This is a genomic window from Phocaeicola faecalis (assembly GCF_021730445.1).
Classification (GTDB): Bacteria; Bacteroidota; Bacteroidia; order Bacteroidales; family Bacteroidaceae; genus Phocaeicola; species Phocaeicola faecalis.
The window spans coordinates 52,864-70,846 of sequence record NZ_JADNRM010000019.1 but is presented as its reverse complement, the minus strand read 5'-3'; the positions used below and the strand labels follow the sequence as shown (position 1 = coordinate 70,846).

Annotated in this window: 21 protein-coding genes and 2 pseudogenes; 8 read left to right on the top strand and 15 right to left on the bottom strand. The window is 47.3% G+C overall.

Features of this window, described 5'->3' with window-relative positions:
- A pseudogene (locus IR173_RS15435) lies at positions 1-376 on the bottom strand (IS1380 family transposase); the annotation flags it as partial.
- A gap of 70 nt (positions 377-446) precedes the next feature.
- On the opposite strand from IR173_RS15435, the gene IR173_RS15430 reads away from it, so the two are divergent.
- Both IR173_RS15430 and IR173_RS15425 read left to right on the top strand, forming a co-directional pair.
- Positions 447-791: an ISAon1 family transposase N-terminal region protein gene (locus IR173_RS15430; protein WP_237040411.1), complete on the top strand. Its 345-nt coding sequence runs from the start codon at positions 447-449 to the stop codon at positions 789-791.
- 22 nt (positions 792-813) lie between these two features.
- Positions 814-1,767: an ISAon1 family transposase gene (locus IR173_RS15425; protein ID WP_449580498.1), complete on the top strand. Its 954-nt coding sequence runs from the start codon at positions 814-816 to the stop codon at positions 1,765-1,767.
- 24 nt (positions 1,768-1,791) lie between these two features.
- On the opposite strand, the pseudogene IR173_RS15420 reads toward IR173_RS15425, so the two are convergent.
- Positions 1,792-2,112: pseudogene (locus IR173_RS15420) on the bottom strand (IS1380 family transposase); the annotation flags it as partial.
- A 218-nt stretch (positions 2,113-2,330) separates the two neighbouring features.
- On the opposite strand from IR173_RS15420, the gene IR173_RS15415 reads away from it, so the two are divergent.
- From IR173_RS15415 to IR173_RS15400, 4 genes are all read left to right on the top strand, one after another.
- The gene (locus tag IR173_RS15415; RefSeq protein WP_074708919.1) at positions 2,331-3,218 is read left to right on the top strand and encodes an ABC transporter ATP-binding protein; all 888 of its coding nucleotides are present in this window, start codon (positions 2,331-2,333) and stop codon (positions 3,216-3,218) included.
- The gene (locus tag IR173_RS15410) at positions 3,211-4,026 is read left to right on the top strand and encodes an ABC transporter permease subunit (protein ID WP_202576743.1); all 816 of its coding nucleotides are present in this window, start codon (positions 3,211-3,213) and stop codon (positions 4,024-4,026) included. Before IR173_RS15415 ends, IR173_RS15410 begins: the two co-directional genes overlap by 8 nt.
- A 12-nt stretch (positions 4,027-4,038) precedes the next feature.
- Positions 4,039-4,824, top strand: a complete 786-nt coding sequence (locus IR173_RS15405; RefSeq protein ID WP_008726796.1) for an ABC transporter permease subunit — start codon at positions 4,039-4,041, stop codon at positions 4,822-4,824.
- Between the two features lie 121 nt (positions 4,825-4,945).
- On the top strand, positions 4,946-5,131 hold the full coding sequence (locus tag IR173_RS15400) for a nuclear transport factor 2 family protein (protein WP_237040410.1): 186 nt from the start codon (positions 4,946-4,948) through the stop codon (positions 5,129-5,131).
- Positions 5,132-5,214: 83 nt separating this feature from the next.
- Here the strand turns inward: IR173_RS15400 and IR173_RS15395 are convergent, their stop codons facing one another.
- From IR173_RS15395 to IR173_RS15335, 13 genes are all read right to left on the bottom strand, one after another.
- Positions 5,215-5,736 carry a glycoside hydrolase family protein gene (locus IR173_RS15395; RefSeq protein ID WP_237040409.1) on the bottom strand — a complete coding sequence of 174 codons (522 nt, stop codon included), beginning with the start codon at positions 5,734-5,736 and terminating at the stop codon, positions 5,215-5,217.
- A 65-nt stretch (positions 5,737-5,801) separates the two neighbouring features.
- Complete coding sequence (locus tag IR173_RS15390; RefSeq protein WP_237040408.1) at positions 5,802-6,305, bottom strand: DUF3872 domain-containing protein; 504 nt, start codon at positions 6,303-6,305, stop codon at positions 5,802-5,804.
- Between the two features lie 7 nt (positions 6,306-6,312).
- A complete protein-coding gene (locus IR173_RS15385) occupies positions 6,313-6,885 on the bottom strand; it encodes a conjugal transfer protein TraO (RefSeq protein ID WP_237040407.1) in 573 nt (190 codons plus the stop codon).
- A 1-nt stretch (position 6,886) separates the two neighbouring features.
- Positions 6,887-7,873 carry a conjugative transposon protein TraN gene (traN, locus tag IR173_RS15380; protein ID WP_237040406.1) on the bottom strand — a complete coding sequence of 329 codons (987 nt, stop codon included), beginning with the start codon at positions 7,871-7,873 and terminating at the stop codon, positions 6,887-6,889.
- Positions 7,874-7,893: 20 nt separating this feature from the next.
- Positions 7,894-9,183, bottom strand: a complete 1,290-nt coding sequence (gene traM, locus IR173_RS15375) for a conjugative transposon protein TraM (protein WP_237040405.1) — start codon at positions 9,181-9,183, stop codon at positions 7,894-7,896.
- Complete coding sequence (locus IR173_RS15370; protein WP_237040404.1) at positions 9,176-9,472, bottom strand: hypothetical protein; 297 nt, start codon at positions 9,470-9,472, stop codon at positions 9,176-9,178. The genes traM and IR173_RS15370 overlap by 8 nt, the downstream gene beginning before the upstream one ends.
- Before the next feature lie 30 nt (positions 9,473-9,502).
- Entirely contained in the window at positions 9,503-10,126 is a 624-nt protein-coding gene (gene traK, locus IR173_RS15365; protein WP_195342532.1) for a conjugative transposon protein TraK, read from the bottom strand.
- Between the two features lie 19 nt (positions 10,127-10,145).
- Positions 10,146-11,153, bottom strand: coding sequence for a conjugative transposon protein TraJ (traJ, locus tag IR173_RS15360; protein WP_007664651.1), 1,008 nt, complete (start codon positions 11,151-11,153; stop codon positions 10,146-10,148).
- 18 nt (positions 11,154-11,171) lie between these two features.
- The gene (locus tag IR173_RS15355; protein ID WP_025018902.1) at positions 11,172-11,801 is read right to left on the bottom strand and encodes a DUF4141 domain-containing protein; all 630 of its coding nucleotides are present in this window, start codon (positions 11,799-11,801) and stop codon (positions 11,172-11,174) included.
- Positions 11,802-11,838: 37 nt separating this feature from the next.
- The gene (locus tag IR173_RS15350; protein WP_237040403.1) at positions 11,839-12,453 is read right to left on the bottom strand and encodes a hypothetical protein; all 615 of its coding nucleotides are present in this window, start codon (positions 12,451-12,453) and stop codon (positions 11,839-11,841) included.
- A 31-nt stretch (positions 12,454-12,484) separates the two neighbouring features.
- Positions 12,485-14,983 (bottom strand): TraG family conjugative transposon ATPase, encoded by a 2,499-nt coding sequence (locus tag IR173_RS15345; protein ID WP_237040402.1) that lies wholly within the window; start codon positions 14,981-14,983, stop codon positions 12,485-12,487.
- Entirely contained in the window at positions 14,980-15,312 is a 333-nt protein-coding gene (locus IR173_RS15340; RefSeq protein WP_237040401.1) for a DUF4133 domain-containing protein, read from the bottom strand. The genes IR173_RS15345 and IR173_RS15340 overlap by 4 nt, the downstream gene beginning before the upstream one ends.
- A gap of 1 nt (position 15,313) precedes the next feature.
- Entirely contained in the window at positions 15,314-15,610 is a 297-nt protein-coding gene (locus IR173_RS15335) for a DUF4134 domain-containing protein (RefSeq protein ID WP_005794045.1), read from the bottom strand.
- A gap of 388 nt (positions 15,611-15,998) precedes the next feature.
- Between IR173_RS15335 and IR173_RS15330 the strand changes: the two genes are divergently transcribed.
- Both IR173_RS15330 and IR173_RS15325 read left to right on the top strand, forming a co-directional pair.
- Positions 15,999-16,601, top strand: coding sequence for a DUF6088 family protein (locus tag IR173_RS15330; RefSeq protein ID WP_237040400.1), 603 nt, complete (start codon positions 15,999-16,001; stop codon positions 16,599-16,601).
- Positions 16,594-17,655 carry a nucleotidyl transferase AbiEii/AbiGii toxin family protein gene (locus IR173_RS15325; RefSeq protein ID WP_237040399.1) on the top strand — a complete coding sequence of 354 codons (1,062 nt, stop codon included), beginning with the start codon at positions 16,594-16,596 and terminating at the stop codon, positions 17,653-17,655. Before IR173_RS15330 ends, IR173_RS15325 begins: the two co-directional genes overlap by 8 nt.
- Positions 17,656-17,983: the final 328 nt, after the last annotated feature.

The following is a 17,983-nucleotide window of genomic DNA, read 5'->3' as shown; positions in this document are numbered from 1 at the left end:
AGAGCGAACTGCATCGGTTGGCACGGATGTAGAAATGTTTGCAATGCTTCTCTATCTCACTGACGATTTCCTTCGAGCAGGAACCGCAGTCTGCCCTGAAGCGATTTACACGGATGTTCTGGGATTCCAGAAGAGCGAAGAATCTCTTATGGGTGTCTGCCTGATGAAAACGCACATTCGTGTTACCATCGCTGTTCTCGATATAGACTATCTTGTCACCGATAACATATACGCCAGGCCTGTAGCCGAGGAACTTTTTGTAGGTCGGTTTTGCATCATACTTCTCCGTTTCAAGGAACTGATGGTCAAAGTCAACATCGTATTCCTCAATTTCCTTCAACTCGCCTGTAGAAACCAAAGCGTTTATAAGCAATGTGGGCTCAACGTAAAAAGTTGAGGGGTAAAAAATAAATGTTTATTTTTGCTGTCAACAAATTTCAAAGACTATGCAAAAAGACGGTTACTCCCTTCTGCTTCCTACAGGCACACTTGATTATTTTGATGTTGTAAATGTACATGAGGATTCAACCCAAATAGTTATCTACCTTGAAGAAAAGAACATCGTACCCTCCGAGTATTCCGGCAAAGATACCGAGAGTAAAGGATTCTTCGAGCCAACAGTTGTTCAGGACTTTCCCATTCGTGGCAAGCAGGTATTTCTCAATGTTCGCCGCAGACGTTGGATCTTGAAACCGGAAGGCAAGTACATTTCCCGTAATTGGAAACTGGTAGCCTCAGGCACATCCATGACGCGTGAATTCGCGTCTTTTTTAAAAGAGATATGTAGATGATCTTCCCGTAAGCTGCAAGACTATAGGCACTCTTTACGGAGTCGACGGCGATAAACTGGAGCGCCAGTACCGTGACCATTTGAGCGGATACCATGACTGGGAGCAGCTGCCTCATGCATCGGATTGGATTCTCTTTGAGAAGAACATTGGTGCATACGTGGGACTGGATGAGGTATGCCTCTCACGCGGAGAACTTTACACGGTTCTCATAAATAAGGAAAGAAAAGGCGGCAAGGGTTCCATTATAGCAATCATCAAGGGTACTCGCACTGAAGATGTATGCAGGGTGTTATTGCAACTCTCACGTAGGCGTCGCTTCCAGGTAAGGGAGATAACTCTTGATATGGCTGCCAATATGGCGAAGATAGCCTCCACATGTTTTCCCGTAGCAAGGCAGGTCATAGACCGTTTTCATGTACAACAGCTGGCATTTGAGGCGTTGCAAGACATGCGCATCAAGGCAAGGTGGGAAGCACTGGACGAAGAGAACAGGGAAATACTTAAAGCCAAGGTACAAGGAAGGACCTATCAGCCTGCCGTTTTTGAAAACGGGGATACAAGAGCACAGTTGCTGGTAAGAAGCATTTATCTGCTCTACAAGAAAGAGAGCCTATGGAGCAATGAGCAGAAGGAAAGGGCAAGGATACTTTTCCGTGAGTATCCGGATATCAGGAAGGCATATTATCTGGCGATGGGGCTGGGTCAGGTTTATCACTGCGCAAAATCCAAAGGTGTCGCATACACAATGCTGGCAAAGTGGTATGACAGGGTGGAGAGAAGCGGGTTTACAGCATTTGCAAAGGTTGTGAGAACCATATATATGCATTATGAGAGAATTCTAAACTTCTTTGACAAGCGTTCTACAAATGCTGCATCGGAAAGTTTCAACTCTAAAATCAAGGCTTTCAGAGCACAATTCAGAGGGGTAAAAGATAAAGATTTTTTCCTTTTCAGACTAGCAAAATTATATGCATGAAAATGAAATCCCTCAACTTTTTACGTTGACCCGCAATGTGTTGAGTTTGTCTGCAGTATTGAAATCATAGGTCTTGCCTTGGTCGGAAGTATAGGAGATGTTTTCCTGTGTCAGTTCCTTGATGGCTCTGAGGATGGTATCAGAGCTGCATGTACGAAGGGTAGGATGATACGAGAGATGGCGCATCAGTTGTGACGTTACATCTTCCACGCATGAGCCGCCACAGAAATAAACGCTCATCAGCGAACGGACTATCTCGCTGAACTGATATCCGAAGATACTGCTGCATCTCTGACCCAGTGTTGAGTCGATAACGGGTGAAAGCATGGAGTCAAATTTCTCCATGATTGAAAAAATTCCTCCAAAAGGTGTGAGTTTTTCGAATTTTATTTGTACTTTGCAGCGCCTTGTTACGATTTTCGCTTGTTTTCTTTTTGCAACACTAAGATAAGTGAAAATTCTGACATGGCAAAATCCTGGGCAACTTTTTGTTGCTCAGGAACTTATAAATAAAGTTAAATTATAGTGTTGCGGAATTAAGGTTATAAGGAGGAGTATCAAAAATGAGGGAGCAAGCAATTGTCTTAAACCAGCTGACCAAGCACTATGGAACACATCGGGGGATCAACGACCTCAGTTTCTCGGTGAATGAGGGCGAGTTTTTCGGCTTCATTGGCCCCAACGGTGCAGGAAAATCCACCACTATCCGCACGCTGATGGGCCTGATCCATCCCAGCGGCGGCAACGCCTCTATTTTCGGTCTGGACTGCCAGACCAAGGCCAGTGTCATTGCCAGAGATGTGGGCTACCTTCCCAGCGAGAACAGCTATTATGAAAACATGAAGGTACGGGAACTGCTGCAATACACCGCTGACCTGTACGGCAGGGACTGCGAAACGAAAATGTATGAGCTTTCTGAGCGCCTCAATCTGGATTTGACCCGGAAAATAGCAGACCTGTCTCTGGGTAACAAGAAAAAGGTGGGGATTGTGTCTGCCATCATGACCTCGCCCAAGCTGCTGATTATGGACGAGCCTACCAGCGGCTTAGACCCGTTGATCCAGCAGGCTTTCTACGATATTCTGAAGGAGGAGAACAGCCGGGGAACCACCATTTTCTTCTCATCCCATGTCCTCAGCGAAGTACAGAAGCTGTGTGACCGGGTGGCAATCTTAAAAGAAGGCAAGCTCGTGGGCATTCAGTCCATCAAAGAGCTTCGGGAAAGCGGCTATAAAAAGGTCAGAATCACCGTCAAAACAACCATTCCCCGTGACTTCTGGGGATTGCCCGGCATTGCCAACTACACCGAGAGTCCTGACAAGACCTCTGTTTCCTTTATGTATAACGGCAATATCACAGCGATCATCGACAAGCTTCACCTGCTGCATTTGGACGATGTGCTTTTGGAAGAGCCCTCTTTGGAGGAAATATTCATGCACTACTATGAGTAAGGAGGTGTCAGGTATGGTCATTTTGAAATATGAACTGAAAAGGCATCGAACCTATATCCTGGGCTGGGCTATCGCCTTGGCTGTGTGTATCTTTTTGATGACACCGACTTATTACAGCTTTCTGGATGCTGCCTCCGTGGAACTCTTTGAAACCATGGGCACCACGGACTTTTACAGGAGTGTCGGCGTATCGATGGAATACCTAACCTCTTCGCTGGGCATTTATGGGTTCCTGACCAGCTTTTTCATGATTGCCTCCGGCGTTTTCGGAATGCACTTCGGCATTTCCGTTCACACCAGAGAATGTACGGAAGGAACTTCGGAATACCTGTTTACAAAGCCCTTTCCTCGGAAAACAATCTATTGGGCAAAGGCATTGACTGTATTGATCGGAGTGGTGGTCGTAGGTGCTGCGTATCTGCTGGCTTCTTTTTTGGCCATGGCAATGTTTCGTTCCGGAACTCCATGGGGAGAGTTTTTTCTGATTGCTCTGTCCCTCACCCTTGTTACGCTGTTCTTTGCTGCAATGGGTCTGATGGTGGGAATTTTGTTTCCCCGCAACCGTAGCCCACTGCTGACCGCCGGATTAGTCGTGTTTGTGGAGTATTGCATAACCAGCTTCTCCAACATCATCAGTAACCGGGCTATCAGTTTCCTGTCCCCATACTCCTTCTTTGGAGCTGCAAAAATTTCCGAAACTGGCTTCTATGATATGACCTATCTTGGCTGGGGCGTGCTGCTGGTTACCCTGTTTTTGGTGCTGTCTTACGGTGTCTTTCTGAAAAAAGACATTCAGTTTCGTTCATAAGGGGGTGCAAACATGAAAACATTGATTAAAAATGAGTTCCGCCAAACCAGAAGGCTCTTGTTGATCTGGTTAGGGATCATGCTGCTTCTGTGCGGTTTCTGCTATTTTGAGCTTCTGTCTCTACAGGACAGTCTGAATGAAATGGCAACGATGGTCAGCCAATTTCCGAGATTGATCATGATTATGTTTGGGGTCAAAGGCGATTTAACCACATCCCTTGGCTGGTATGTGTGCATCTATTTCTGGGAAGGATTGCTGGCGTTCCCTTATGCCATGTCTCTGGGGTTGTCCTGTGTGGCGAAGGAAAAGAAGTTCGGAACCTCGGAATACCTGTTCACAAAGCCTGTGGAACGGAAAACCATTGTACTGGCGAAGGTGATCGTTTCGGCGGTAAATCTGCTGGTGTTTGCCCTGTTCAGCGGTTTATGTAATTATTTTACAATCGTTCTTCCTTTGGGCGGTCTGGAACAGCCGGGAGCAGTGCTCACCACAACCATGGGAATGTTCTTTACCCAGTTCCTCTTTTTCGCTCTGGGGCTGCTGTTTGCCAGCCTGTTTATGTCCTATAAGGCTGCGGTGAGGACAGGTACGATTTCCATGCTGGCTGCCTATGCTCTGGCCTTTACAGCCGAATACACAGAAAATCAAATTTTGGATTACCTGACCCCTCTGCGCTACTACGATGTGTATGAGGTGGCACTGCACGGATTCCGACTTTCCTTTATCGTTTTGACATTCGCTGTTGTGGGTGCTTGTATCGTTGCTGCATTGAATCAGTGGAAGCGGCGTGAATTGTAAGCCTATGTTCAAATCTTCAGTATAACTGTCTCAAGTCTACATAAAAAAGCAATTCCTGTTTTCATGGGGGAATTGCTTTTTTACATGAAGATTGTATAATGAAAACAGTAGACAAAGATATATGGAGGAAATCATGATGTTACGACCAAAAGAAGTAGTATGCAAATGGGTAGATGCCTTTAATGGCCACGATGTAGATGCAATCGTGAGCCTGTACCATGATAATGCAACCAACCATCAGGTGACCAATGAGCCTGTGATCGGGATAGACGCAATCAGAGAAATTATTAATGAACTTATGGAATAACCATATTCAATACAATAAGCCTCAAGACTGAATAAATAATAATACCAATGGCGACTACTCAACCAAGCAGCCGCCATTTACTTTTATGGTATATACAGCAATTGAAACTCTCTTTTTCTGCGGCGTTCGATGCTGGGAATTGGCTTGCCCTTATAGCAACGGTACGAGATATACTCCTCGTAGATATCCCTGTCGCCGGACTCTATTTTCTTGATAAGGTTACTCTTCGAGCGTTTACCATAGCCAAGCAAGCGTGAATGTCCCACATTGTAAGCCAACACCGTTAGCAGCAGAGCATCTTTCCCATATTGTCGGAAATATTTGTATCGCTCCAATAGGTCGGCTCTGAGTAACGAATCCGCTTGTTCCTCGGTAATATCGGCTGTCAAGTTCTCATGTGGCAGAAGTTTATGCCCATAACCGATGTATGGATAGTGTTTTGCCGAGTGCCATCCCTCAAACTCCTTGATAAGTGCTACCGCCTTATCGAACAATTCCGCTGAAATCTCCTTGGGTAGTGGTGGCGAAGAGTCGCCACCTCGTGTCTGTGCCTTGGCATATCCGCAAAGCAATGTCAGACATATAATCATCAACTTTATTCTCATAGATTCTCTTTTTGCGATTGGTTATGGTGGCAGACACCCGACAAGCGAGTGTCTGCCACCGTTGGTTAAGGATTGATGTTGATTGGAGAGACGATTGTTCCGATAGGTGTCAGAGTTGTTTCCGTAGTAGGCTCTTCCTCCTCATCCTTTGTCTCATTGTTGAATGTGAAAGTGAGCTGATAGAGCTGGTCGTGGTTATCCTCGAAATAGACATCTATAGTCTGCTGGTCTTCACAATCCGAGGTATAGTACAGACGGAACACATCTCTGTCAAGCGGATAACGGTCATTGGGCAACAACACCATTCCGTCATCCATACGGAGCGTTCCCTCGCCATCTGGTTGGAAGTAGCGGATTGTGTAGCGTGTATCTGAGAAATAGCCCTCACGCACAATCTCGCAGCGTATCTCCGCTGTCTCGCCCTTGACTATCCGCTTGGGAACGGGCATTGTCTCAACTGTAAAAGGATAGGCTTGCTGAACATCAAGGTCATCCTCGCAAGATGTGAAGCCCAATACTGCGGTCATCATGGCACCGCAAACCATCATATAGGAAAATAACTTTTTCATAACGCTTTTAATTGATTATAAATTTGACACCTAAGCCGAATTGAGTGCTGAACTTGCCGAGTGAGCCTCCCCAGAGGACACGCTCACGCACATTGGCAAGCAGGACAATACGGTCTGTTATATAACTCTCCAATTCAAGGGTGATGACACCGCCATAGATGAAGGCATCCTTGGCAAGCAGCGTAGAGCCGTCATGTAATAGCCTGTCGCCCCAATTCACCGTCTCGTAGCCTGCCAAAGCAGAGCCACCGATGGAGAGGAAGAAGGTCTTTGTAGGATCGGACAGGAACTTCAAGTAGTAACCGCCTTCGGCTGTGAACTGGGCACGCGGAACAGATGTACCACGATAGTCGTAGTTCTTGAGCAGATACTCTGCACCCACCACCCAGCGATTTGCCTTTTTGGTATATCCCGACATCGCTATTCCCGTATAGTAGTTGAGCGGAGATTTCGAGCCATTCACAAAGCCGCCTCTGAGTTCCACACCCATCATCTTCGGGAGATAACGCTGGGCGTATGCCTGCCCTGACGAGAGGGCAAGCGATACGACTGCAACAAGTAGAAACAGATACTTCTTCATACTACTTCACTTTAAGCTCGTTAATAACCTTTGCTCTTACGATATCCTCACTCTCCACGGTGAAGGTCTGGTGTCTGCCACCGCTCTTCTCGTGCATCTCCACTACAAGTACCTTGTCGGCAGGGATGGTGAACTTGTCAAAGACAAATACGGTACGCTCATCCTTGTTGCCCGCAACGCTTGTGGCATAGTCATAGGCACGCAGAGGGAAGATGACCTGCTCCTGAATGGCTGTACGCTTCATCACCTGCTTATCCACAATCTTGAAGGTCACAAAGTCCACCTCGTATGGTACATTCGATGTGTTCTTCACCTGAGTATGGAAGTAGAGCAAGCCATTGTGGGTGTATAGTCCACGCAACAGATACTGGATGCCGAATGCCTTGCTGCCGATGTACTTGATGTGGCGTTTGTTGTCCTTGTGGATAGCCTTGCTGATAAGGTGTACTAACTTCGGCGACTCACTGCCAAGCTCCTGCAAATAGATGTCGAGAGCATTGTTCGGACGGTTCACCTCACTGCCATCGTGGATAAAGTCCTTCATCTCGATATTCAGGAGCAGAGGCTCATCGGAGTACTTCACATTGAAGGTGTAGAAACTGCCACTCTCGGTAATCACCGACATATTGGTCTCATCGCGGAAGTTCTTGACTGTAGCCTTCACACGAATCACATTCTCCGAGCCATCGGCCTTGCCAGCAATAAGGTTTGGCGAGCCAAGATCCACATAGCGTACTGCGGCAGGGAAGATGATGTGGGTAGTCTTGTCGTATGTCACCTCCAAGCCATAAGGAGGTATCATACGGTCAAAGGTCAGCTTCTTTGTCAGCCCGTGATAGATGTCACCATCCTCCTGCTGCGGATAGATGTCCGTAGTGAGTGTAACATCGCCGGCTACCGTGTTAGTTACTGCGGTTGAATCAACCGACTGTGCATTGGCACTTACAACGCCCATCGTGAGGGCAAGCATTACAAAAATCTTTTTCATGTCTTTAATGTTTTAATAGGTTATTGATTGTTTTGATAAAGCATCAGGGTATATCCTGATTTGAGGTGTACCTTCTCTTCACGCATCTTCTTGGAGATATACTGCGACACACCCTGTATGGCACCGCGACCTACTTCGGATAGCAGTTGGTCTCCGGCAGACTGGTTGGTGATGGATATGCTCGTTCCGAGGTTCTGTCCCAGATTTGCCGCCATCTCCTTTGCTGCACTTGCCTCCATGGAGCCGGGGATGAAGATTCCCGCCTGTCCGTCATTGTCGTGGACGGTAAGTTCTACGGGAATGATTGTTCCGTTATGCTCCACCTGAAGAATCTCGATGTCGAGCCTTTCGCCTTTGATGCTGCCTTCTCCCGTGATAAGGGTGTTTCGTGGCAGTACATGCTTCCCGACACGCATATCCTCCATGAGCCTGAGCCGCACACTCTGACCGCTGATGATGGTCTGGTCGCCATGCACGCACGCCTTGATGGTGTTCCGTGCTGTCTGCTTCGGTGCTTCGCCTACGGCAGTGTGAAAGCCACCGCCTACGGATTGCGACAAGCGTGCTATCATCACCGAGTCGCTCACAGGCTGAGCCAGTGCCGACACAACGGGAGTCGTTACATGACCTACGGGCTGAGCCTTGGCCTTACCGCTTCGTGTGGTGCTCTCCACCTCCTCGGCTGCGCCCTCGGAGGTGGCGGCATTGCCGGGCATATACTTCGCTGCAAGCTCGTATGACTTCTCCAAGAGTGCCACCTGGTCGGCATATGTCGGCTGGCTGTTCTGCTGCTGTGCCATCGACTGCTTCAACTCTTCAAGCTCCGCTTTCAGAGCCTCCTTTTCGGGATCCTCACGCGGCTGCTCGTAGAAACTGCCGAGTGTGGCGTTGATATCGTTGTAAGCAGATGTGGATGTGGAGAACGAATTGCTCCGACTGCTACTGCCACTACGATAGGATGAACTGCTACCACCTATGTATCTCGGCTCTTCGGGTATCTCGACTACCTCTTCCTCCTTGTCATCAGTGGTCATTGCCGTGAAGTCCTCAAGGGTACGCATCTTCTGCTCCTGCTTGATACGCATATCCTCCAGCTCGTAGGCGGTAATCTTATCCGCCTCGATACCTGCACCTCGCGGGTCGGGAAGTTCGGCATTGAAGCCCACCTTCTGCTGTTCTGCCTGCACCTGCTCCTTTGATGGTTTGAAGATAAAATACATGGAAACGAGGAATAAAAGTCCCATTCCGGCATATATAAGCCACTTCTTGATTTGCTCCTTTCTTTTCAGAGCATTTGCATCGTTACTCATAGCTCTCTGAATTAAATTGGTTAAAGAACTCTTCCATCTCCCGTATCTTCTCATCCGAGAGGCTGTCGGCAGGAGCTGCCTCCTCCTCGATAATCAGATTGGTGGCAGGCGGCTCACTTCTGACATACTCCTCATACCTGTAATCGGGAGCAGGCATAAAGATTACATAGAGAGCCAATCCCATATATGCCAGCATAAGGACACAGATGATAAGGCGTTTGGTCTTCGATGTCTTGTTGTTCCAAGACTTGTTGATTGAATCCTTGATTCTCTGAATGTACTTTTTCATCGCTGTAAATGTTAATGGTGAATAATTATGTTATCTGTCATAGACTCTCAGGTCCTTGTTCTCCACCACACGGAACGCCTCGAAGATGAATCCGTGAGGATTGTTGTCGCTGCGTGTGGAGTTGAGCAGTCGCCCTTTGGTGACAAGGCTACGCTCGGTGATACTCTTCTCGCGGATGATGGATAGTCTTGCGTATGTCACCACCTCGTAGGGATAGTGGTTGAAGTTGCAGCTTATGCTATCCACCTCGATACGCTGCGATACATTGCCCGAGATGATACGGTTGTAATATCCCTGCTCCGCAAGGTCGCTGTAGTGCTCGTATGCCGAGCGGTCGCTTAGGAACATAGCCCTCTGGATATTACCCTCGATGGCACTCTTGTCGGGTGCAAGCGTGAAGAAGAGTTCGTGGAAACGCTTCACATGCTCCCTTGCCTCCACAGGACGGTTCTGCTCCAAGTCCTGCGAGAGAGCCAGCATCAGCGACTTGCCCTCGTCAAGGACATATATCTTCTGTCGTTGTGCCTCGGCAAAGCTGTATGCCTTCCAAAGCGAGAAGCCCACAAGTGAAGCACAGACAAAGAGGTAGGCAATGCCGAAGAAGCGTATCTGTCTGAAGCCGGTCTCGATGTTTTTAAGTGATTTGAATTCCATTTGAATACTGTTTAATAGGTTATCGTTTAAGTAATCTTCCTGCGATGTTGCCGATGGCGGCACCTGTCGCACCTGCTGCTATCGATCCCGTGCGGCTTGCTGTCTGGGCTACATTTCTGCCGTAGTTACCTGCACCGCCGCCAGCCTGGATTATCCAGTTGGCCACTGTCGGAATGGTGAAATATCCGATGATGCCTATAATGAGGAAGGTGATATAGACCGCATTCGACCCGTCAGGGATGAAGTTGGGATCGGACAACTGCTCTATGTCCTTCTGTAGCATCAGTACCTGTATGCGTGCAAGCACGCTACTGAAAAGGTCGCTTACGGGCAGCCACAGATAGATGCTTATGTATCGGACAAACCACTGCGTGAGTGAGGCGTGGAAACCGTCCCAACAGGCTATCGCAAAGGATATAGGTCCGAGTATCGAGAGGACGATGAGGAAGAATGTTCTCAGCGTGTCTATGACAAGGGCTGCGGCATTGAACATCAATTCCAACAGTTCACGGAAGAAGTTCTGAACAGCCTTTTTCATATTGTACATCGCACGATCCACATACATTCCGCAAGCCTCAATAGCATCCAACGCTCCCAGTTCATCGAGCTTGTTGTCAAAGGACTCCTTATCCACAAGGTAGGCCGTTTCGGGATTGCGTTTCATAGCCTCAAATTCCAGTTTGTCCTTCTGCTTGCGATACTCGTTCATATCGAAGGTCTGCGTTTCAAGGATTCTGTGTGTTCCTGTCACTATGGGCGACATTACGCTGTTGAGTGTACCCAACACCAAGGTCGGAAAGAACATGATACACAATCCGAGAGCAAAGGGACGCAGGAGCGGAAAGACATCTATAGGCTCGGCTCTTGCCAACGACTGCCAGACACGATAGGCGACATAGAAGAGAGCACCCAATCCGGCAAGTCCTTTGGCGACACCCGTCATCTGCGAACAGAGGGGCATCATATCCACATACAGACTCTGGAGTATCTGATGCAGATTGTCAAAGTTTACTGCTAATAGTACCATAGTCGTAGGATTTCAGGTTTACCAATAGCGTTCACTCGGCGAGCCGTAGAGGGACATCACACGGTCAACATCGTTCTGTTTCTTAGCTCTTAGGTAGGATACCCCGATGTTCTTGTTGGTGTAGTACTGCACAAGCCCACGGTACTGGAGCATCTCGCTGTAACACTTGTCGATGATATCCATGCGGTCCTTGTCGCTCATCGAGAGCCCGTTCTCATTGACCACCGATTTAAGGTCATTCAAGAGGTGGGCACTCTCTTCGAGCAGTTTGGTATATCCCAGAGCAATGGCACTGAGTTCCTCCACCGTGAAGTAGGGGTCGTTCAGCATACGCTCGAAGCTGTTCACATAGATGTCGGTAATGTCGCCTACAAGCAGGATGGTCTGCTGTACCTTTCGTGCATCGCGGACAAGGTTCTTCACCTTCTTCAGAGCATCGTAGTACTCCTTTCCCTGCTTATAGATCTTTACTGTCTCCTGAAAGTTCTGAATCATCGTACTTGCCGTAGAGGATGTATGCACGATGTTCTTCGTGGCATTGATGATGCCTTGTGCGAGGTTGCCGGGGTCTGTCACCACCCACTGCGCCCTCGATGTCTGGCTGACAAAGAGAGCCACCAGACAGAGCATAAAAATTTTCAATCTCATACTGTTACGAATTAAAGGGTGAATACTTAATCATAAATCATAGTCCCATCTTGCGACCTCTTGATTTGGGCTTCTGTCGGATATGCTGCTTTCGGGACGGTCTCTCCTCGGAAGAGTCGCTCTGTCTCTTCTTCATTCCGTTGAAAAGCTCATCAGCATAAGGTCTTCTGCCTGTCATCTTGACAAAGCGGGCATCGAGTTCCCGATATGCCTTTTCAGCCTTGGCGGAACACTCCTCCGAAGAAGCCCTCCTGTCAATACCATATTTGGCAAGGAAATCGGGACGGATGTGGATAGTGTCGTGAACATTGTCGGGGAAATGTGCAATCTGCCCCAACTTATCCAACTCCTCGTTCAGTTTGTTGAGATAAGGCACGGGAGGACGTTCACAGATACTCTCGAAGATCTTCTCCACGGCTCGTGTCAGCCTTGCATCCACCTCAAGCACATCGGGTATCTCTCCCGTTGCTCTTTTCTGCCTATACATTGTAGGATCCATATCCTCCAACTGATGGTACAGGCGGTAATCCTCCGTAAGTCCGAAGTAATCCTGCATAGATTGCGGAATATTCCAATTCTGCATCAGTGACCAATAGAGGCACGAGATGACCTCCTGGCGTCTCTTTTCGTCTGATTTTAAGTTACTGTACATACTTCAAATGTTTAATGGTGAATAAAATGGGTTACTTGCTTCGCTTGCTCTCGGCAAGCTGCTTGATGGCGAGTTCGATGTTGCCGTCCAATTTCTCGGTGAGCCGCTGCAACTCCAGTTTCTCGGTCTCCTCGGTGGTGTAGCAGTAGTACTCTTCGGGAGATACCTCCGTGGCATAGACTGCCGATTGTGCTCCGCCAAGACCCATCCACACCTCCTTGTACTTCCTGCCGGGAGCATTGGAGAGGTTGATGGAGAGAATCTGTGCACGCTCCTTGTCGGTGAGTCCGAGAAGAGCCTGTATCTCATCGAACTTGTTCACATACTTACGCTGGTCAAGAAGAATCTTGCAGTCGCTGTTGTTGATGATGGTACCCTTGACGATAGAGGAAGAGATGATGTCCTCGACCTCCTGCGTTACCACAACTGCTTCGCCGAAGAACTTACGCACGGTCTTGAAGAGGTACTTCAGATACTCGGCCATGCCCTCCTTGCTGATGGCTTTCCAAGCCTCCTCCAAGAGAATCATCTTGCGGATACCTTTCAGCCTACGCATCTTGTTGATGAAGGTCTCCATAATGATGATGGTCACTATCGGGAAGAGTACCTTGTTGTCCTTGATGTTATCCAACTCGAAGACGATAAACCTCTTGTTCAAGAGGTCCAGCTGCTTGTCAGAGTTAAGGAGGAAATCATACTCGCCACCCTTATAATATGGTTCCAAGACATTGAGGAATCCCCACACATCGAAGTCCTTCTCGCGTGTACGCTTCTCCTTGAGAATATCCTGATACTCGTCACGGATAAACTCATAGAAGGTATTGAACGAGGGCTTGATGCTCTTGTCGGCACGAATACGCTCCAAGAAGAGGTTCACGGCATTGGAGAGTGCCACCTCCTCGGCTCTCGTCGGTGGCTCATCGTCCCTTTTCCACAGCGTGAGGATAAGTGTCTTGATGGACTCCTTCTTCTCGATGTCGAACACACCGTCCTCGACATAGAAAGGATTGAAGGCTATCGGATCACTCTCTTCATAGGTGAAGTAGATGCCGTCCTCGCCACCTGTACGGGCATTGATAAGGTTACACAACCCCTGATAAGAGTTACCCGTATCGACAAGCAATACATGCGTACCCTGCTCATAGTACTGCCTTACCATATGGTTGGTAAAGAAGGACTTTCCACTGCCCGAAGGACCGAGGATGAACTTGTTGCGGTTGGTGATGATACCACGCTTCATAGGCAAATCCGAAATATCCAGATGGATAGGCTTGCCCGTCAAGCGGTCCACCATACGCATACCGAACGGAGAGAGTGAATCCTGTCCTGTGGTCTCCTCGATGAAGAGGCATAGTGCCTGCTCGATAAAGGTGTAGAAGGACTCCTCGGCAGGAAAGTCGCCTGCATTGCCGGGGATAGCAGCCCAGAACAAGGTGGGTGTATCTACCGTATTGTGTCGGGGCTTGGCCTCCATCAAGGCGAGCTGACTGCCTACATCGTTCTTCACACGCTTGAGGCGTTCCCTATCATCGCTCCACGCGAAGACATTGCAATGGGCACGGATAGCCGTCAGCCCCTGGCTGTGTGCCTCGTTCAGGTACTCCTCAATCCACTCGCGGTTAATCTGGTTGGAGCGGCTGTAACGCGATAGCGAGTGCATATTGCGTGCTGTCTGCTCGAACTTACGCAGCATCTCCGCAGAGTCATCGATGAAGAGGTACTGGTTCACGATGTGGTTGCAGGTGAGCAACACCCCGATAGGTGCGGCAAACGAGAGGCGGCAATCGCTACGGTCTGTCGAGAGACGCTCGTAACGGCTGTCGGTAGCCACGCTTGTCGGCAGGTCTTCGGGATCGGAGAGCGTGTGCAGGCAGAGGTAGTTGTCGCCAATCTTCATCTCGCCAGCTCCGAGGGTGATGTCCTGCAAGCAGGTGGTATCCTCCTGCGAGAGCGAGAAGTATTTCTCGATGATGCCCGCAGTTGACTCCGTACCTGTAATCTCATCGCCCGTAAGTCGGGTAAGCGTGATGAATCCGCTGTCGTTGATGATACGCTCGAACTGCTCGCAACACTCCAGGAATCGGCTTACCGCCTCCTTGTCCTGCATCTCCTTCGGGATAATGAAGCCACGGGTAAGGGCATTAAAACTGCTGGTCGTGCGGCTATGCTCCTTGGTGGTCTTAGTAAGGAACAGGTAGCAGTAGTGCTTCAGGTAAGGACGCTCGTTGAAGTGACGCTCAAAGGAGCGGCTGAGGAAACTGAGGTCTTCCTTCTGCAACTCGGGGGTGTAGCTCTCCTCAATGAAGAAGTCCTGCTTATGCACGATACTGTAGTTCGGCAAGACCTTGACCGCCTTAGCCCACGCCGAGTGTATCGCCTCATACTCCGCCTGTGTGACGGTGAAGAGTTCGGGAAGCTCCACACGATAGCAGACCGTGATGTCGGCATCCTTGCTGATGATGCAGTCGTGCTCAACCGACAGAATCGGGAACTTGCTTTCGAGGGTAGCTGCTTTCATTACATTTCTCATGACTTTCTGTTTTTGAGGTTAGGAATAATCAATCGCAAGAATCGCTTGCGGCTGATGATGTAGCGGGGATGGTTCTTTGCAGCCTGTATCTTCATCAAGCCCCACTCGCCATACTTGGCATTCAGGTGGAAGGTCGCCCAGACAAGTACCGAAGCGGAGATGACTCCCAGTGCGATACATATCCATTGATTCACGCCTGCCATATACAGCACCATAAAGGCAATGAGTATGGCGAGCAGACCGCCGGCGAAGATGAAGAGGTATTGGCTGCGTAGCCCCTTGAACTCGGGGCTACGACCAATCCCTTTGTTGATTGAATAGACCGCCATATTAGAGGAAGAATGAACGTAAGATGGTGGCGGCTACAATGAGGAAGATACAGGCACCGAACCAAGAGGCGGCGGTCTTCGAGGTGTCGGGGTCGCCCGAAGAGAACTTCGAATAGACCTTCACGCCACCGATGAGACCGACTACGGCTCCCACTGCGTAAATCAACTTGGTACCCGGATCGAAATACGATGTTACCATGTTGGTAGCCTCGGTGATACCTGCGATACCGTTACCCTGTGCGTAAGCACCTACTGTTGCAAGCATAAATGCTGCTGCGAATAATACTTTTTTCTTCATACGTCGAAATGTTTTTTAGTTATACAAAAAGTGATTTCGACTGCGAATATATAGCACTTAATCCATTGATTTTCAAATCGGTCTATACACGTCATAACGTGTCATCAGATGTCATGGTTGGGACATTTTGGAGGGTAGATTTTGGGGTGAAAAGAGGGACAAGAAGGCTTGTTTGAAGGATGAACTTTCAACCTTATATTGTCGGGTTAAGCGGGCGAAAACTTCCAAAAATCACAAGTTTTTGCCCGCTTAAAGAGCAAAAAGTATAGGTGTAATGAAATAAACAATGGATTCTTTTGTCACTTCGCAATATTTTCATACCTTTGTGGTCGGAAAAAAACGCTTTTATTCCGACTTAAAATAAGCTAAAAATCGTATGCAAAGAACTGTGGAACATAAAGTTAAGGCAAAGATAACCTACGCAAGATATGGCGAGGTGTTTTTTGTGTCTACATTCCATCAATTTGATGTGGAATATGTAACCAAACTCCTTGCTCAATTTGAGAAAGAGGGTTTGATTACACGAATAGCCAAAGGCGTATATGTTAAGGCAAAAAAAACACGATTTGGAGTGGTATATCCTTCTGCTTTTGAACTGGTGACGGAGATTGCCAAGAGAGATAAGGCAATAGTATTTCCAACAGGTGAAACCGCTGCTAATAGATTGGGATTTTCCACACAAGTCCCAATGAATGCTTGTTTCATAACATCAGGAACTCCAAGAACTCTGAAATTGGGCAATAGAACTGTAACATTAAAACATGGCGTTCCAAGAAATTTTGCATACAAAGGAAAACTAATGCCCGAATTGGTACAGGCTCTTCGTAGCATTGGAGAGGATAATATAACAGAGAGCGTGGAAAAAAGAGTTGCTCAACTATTATCTGCAACACCTGAAACAGAAACAATTGAACACGATCTATTATTGGCACCGGTATGGGTAAGACAGATTATTAAAAGAAACCTCAAAACGAATACTGACAATGAGTAAATGGATAGACTTTTCGATAGATGAACGCAAGGCCATGATACAGGGCGTTGTGGAGGCAAAGAATATTGATGAAGCCGCAGCGGAGAAAGATTGGTGGGTAACAGCCATATTGTACGCCTTGTTCCACACAAAAGCTTCCGAGTATCTACTTTTCAAAGGCGGTACAAGTTTGAGTAAAGGTTGGGATATTATAGACCGTTTCAGTGAGGATATTGATTTGGCTCTTGGTCGTGACTTCTTCTTAAATGAAATGAATTTGTCGTGTGCCAGCTGCACCAGCAACACCCAAATCCACAAGTTCAGAGAAAAAGCTCAAGATTATCTTTTCGGTGAATTTAAAGATGACTTAAAAGAACAGCTGGCGAAATTAGGTTTGGATGTGATTGTACTTGCAGAGAATGAAGTTGTTGAAGAAAATGGTGAACTAAAGAAAGTGGATCACGACAAAGATCCATCTGTGATTTTTGTTCAATACCCATCACTCTACAATAGCGATGCTCCCTATGCAATACCGACTGTGAAGATTGAAATCAGTGTCCTTTCTATGGCTGAACCATACGAAATGAAACGCATATCTTCATTGGTTGAACAGGTCTATAAGGATGAAGATGTTGATTCTGATATTGTTCAGACCATCAAGACCGTGAGTCCTGCAAGGACATTCTTAGAGAAGGCATTTTTGCTTTGTGAGGAATACCAAAAGAAAGAGCCAAGAACATATCGTATGTCTCGCCATTTCTATGATTTGGAAAAGTTATCACATACCGATTATATGGATAAGGCATTGAATGACTCTAACCTTTATTATGACATTGTAGAGCATAGAAAGAAATTCTATCATGTCGGATATGTAGATTATGATAAGGAACTGCCAGAATCCATTACGATTGTTCCAAGTGAAGAACTTGTCCCGAAATATGAGGTGGACTACAGCGATATGCGTTCTAGCTTTATCTATGGAGAGGCTCTGGAGTTTGCAGATTTGCTTAAATTCCTCGAAACATTGCAGGAGCGATTCCGAAAAGTTCCTCCATGTGGAATTGATTTTCAATGACTTTTGTTGCTGAAAATCAACCATATAATAAAATAACGGTACAACTATCCGTAAAGGAAAAGAGGGAGTGAAAAAGTTGCTTTGAGGGAGTGAAAGGATTAGAAAAGGTGTGTGTGTTGAATGAAAGATTTAACTAAATCTTAACAGTTGATAAGCATTTTTAGTGTTTTGAAAAATAGCGAATTGGAAGGATAAAAGACACCAAATGCAACTCTTGAAATTGTTGATATATATCAAGAATACTATAATTCTACCCCAAAAGGCAACGTATCATTTTGATATATCGCTATAAAGTAGTACCTTTGCACAAAATAGTTATTTGCAATCA

Coding starts and splice junctions, on each gene's coding strand:
- IR173_RS15430 (WP_237040411.1), top strand. CDS start 447: ATGCAAAAAGACGGTTACTCCCTTCTGCTTCCTACAGGCACACTTGAT.
- IR173_RS15415 (WP_074708919.1), top strand. CDS start 2,331: ATGAGGGAGCAAGCAATTGTCTTAAACCAGCTGACCAAGCACTATGGA.
- IR173_RS15410 (WP_202576743.1), top strand. CDS start 3,211: ATGAGTAAGGAGGTGTCAGGTATGGTCATTTTGAAATATGAACTGAAA.
- IR173_RS15405 (WP_008726796.1), top strand. CDS start 4,039: ATGAAAACATTGATTAAAAATGAGTTCCGCCAAACCAGAAGGCTCTTG.
- IR173_RS15400 (WP_237040410.1), top strand. CDS start 4,946: ATGGAGGAAATCATGATGTTACGACCAAAAGAAGTAGTATGCAAATGG.
- IR173_RS15395 (WP_237040409.1), bottom strand. CDS start 5,736: ATGAGAATAAAGTTGATGATTATATGTCTGACATTGCTTTGCGGATAT.
- IR173_RS15390 (WP_237040408.1), bottom strand. CDS start 6,305: ATGAAAAAGTTATTTTCCTATATGATGGTTTGCGGTGCCATGATGACC.
- IR173_RS15385 (WP_237040407.1), bottom strand. CDS start 6,885: ATGAAGAAGTATCTGTTTCTACTTGTTGCAGTCGTATCGCTTGCCCTC.
- traN (WP_237040406.1), bottom strand. CDS start 7,873: ATGAAAAAGATTTTTGTAATGCTTGCCCTCACGATGGGCGTTGTAAGT.
- traM (WP_237040405.1), bottom strand. CDS start 9,183: ATGAGTAACGATGCAAATGCTCTGAAAAGAAAGGAGCAAATCAAGAAG.
- IR173_RS15370 (WP_237040404.1), bottom strand. CDS start 9,472: ATGAAAAAGTACATTCAGAGAATCAAGGATTCAATCAACAAGTCTTGG.
- traK (WP_195342532.1), bottom strand. CDS start 10,126: ATGGAATTCAAATCACTTAAAAACATCGAGACCGGCTTCAGACAGATA.
- traJ (WP_007664651.1), bottom strand. CDS start 11,153: ATGGTACTATTAGCAGTAAACTTTGACAATCTGCATCAGATACTCCAG.
- IR173_RS15355 (WP_025018902.1), bottom strand. CDS start 11,801: ATGAGATTGAAAATTTTTATGCTCTGTCTGGTGGCTCTCTTTGTCAGC.
- IR173_RS15350 (WP_237040403.1), bottom strand. CDS start 12,453: ATGTACAGTAACTTAAAATCAGACGAAAAGAGACGCCAGGAGGTCATC.
- IR173_RS15345 (WP_237040402.1), bottom strand. CDS start 14,983: ATGAGAAATGTAATGAAAGCAGCTACCCTCGAAAGCAAGTTCCCGATT.
- IR173_RS15340 (WP_237040401.1), bottom strand. CDS start 15,312: ATGGCGGTCTATTCAATCAACAAAGGGATTGGTCGTAGCCCCGAGTTC.
- IR173_RS15335 (WP_005794045.1), bottom strand. CDS start 15,610: ATGAAGAAAAAAGTATTATTCGCAGCAGCATTTATGCTTGCAACAGTA.
- IR173_RS15325 (WP_237040399.1), top strand. CDS start 16,594: ATGAGTAAATGGATAGACTTTTCGATAGATGAACGCAAGGCCATGATA.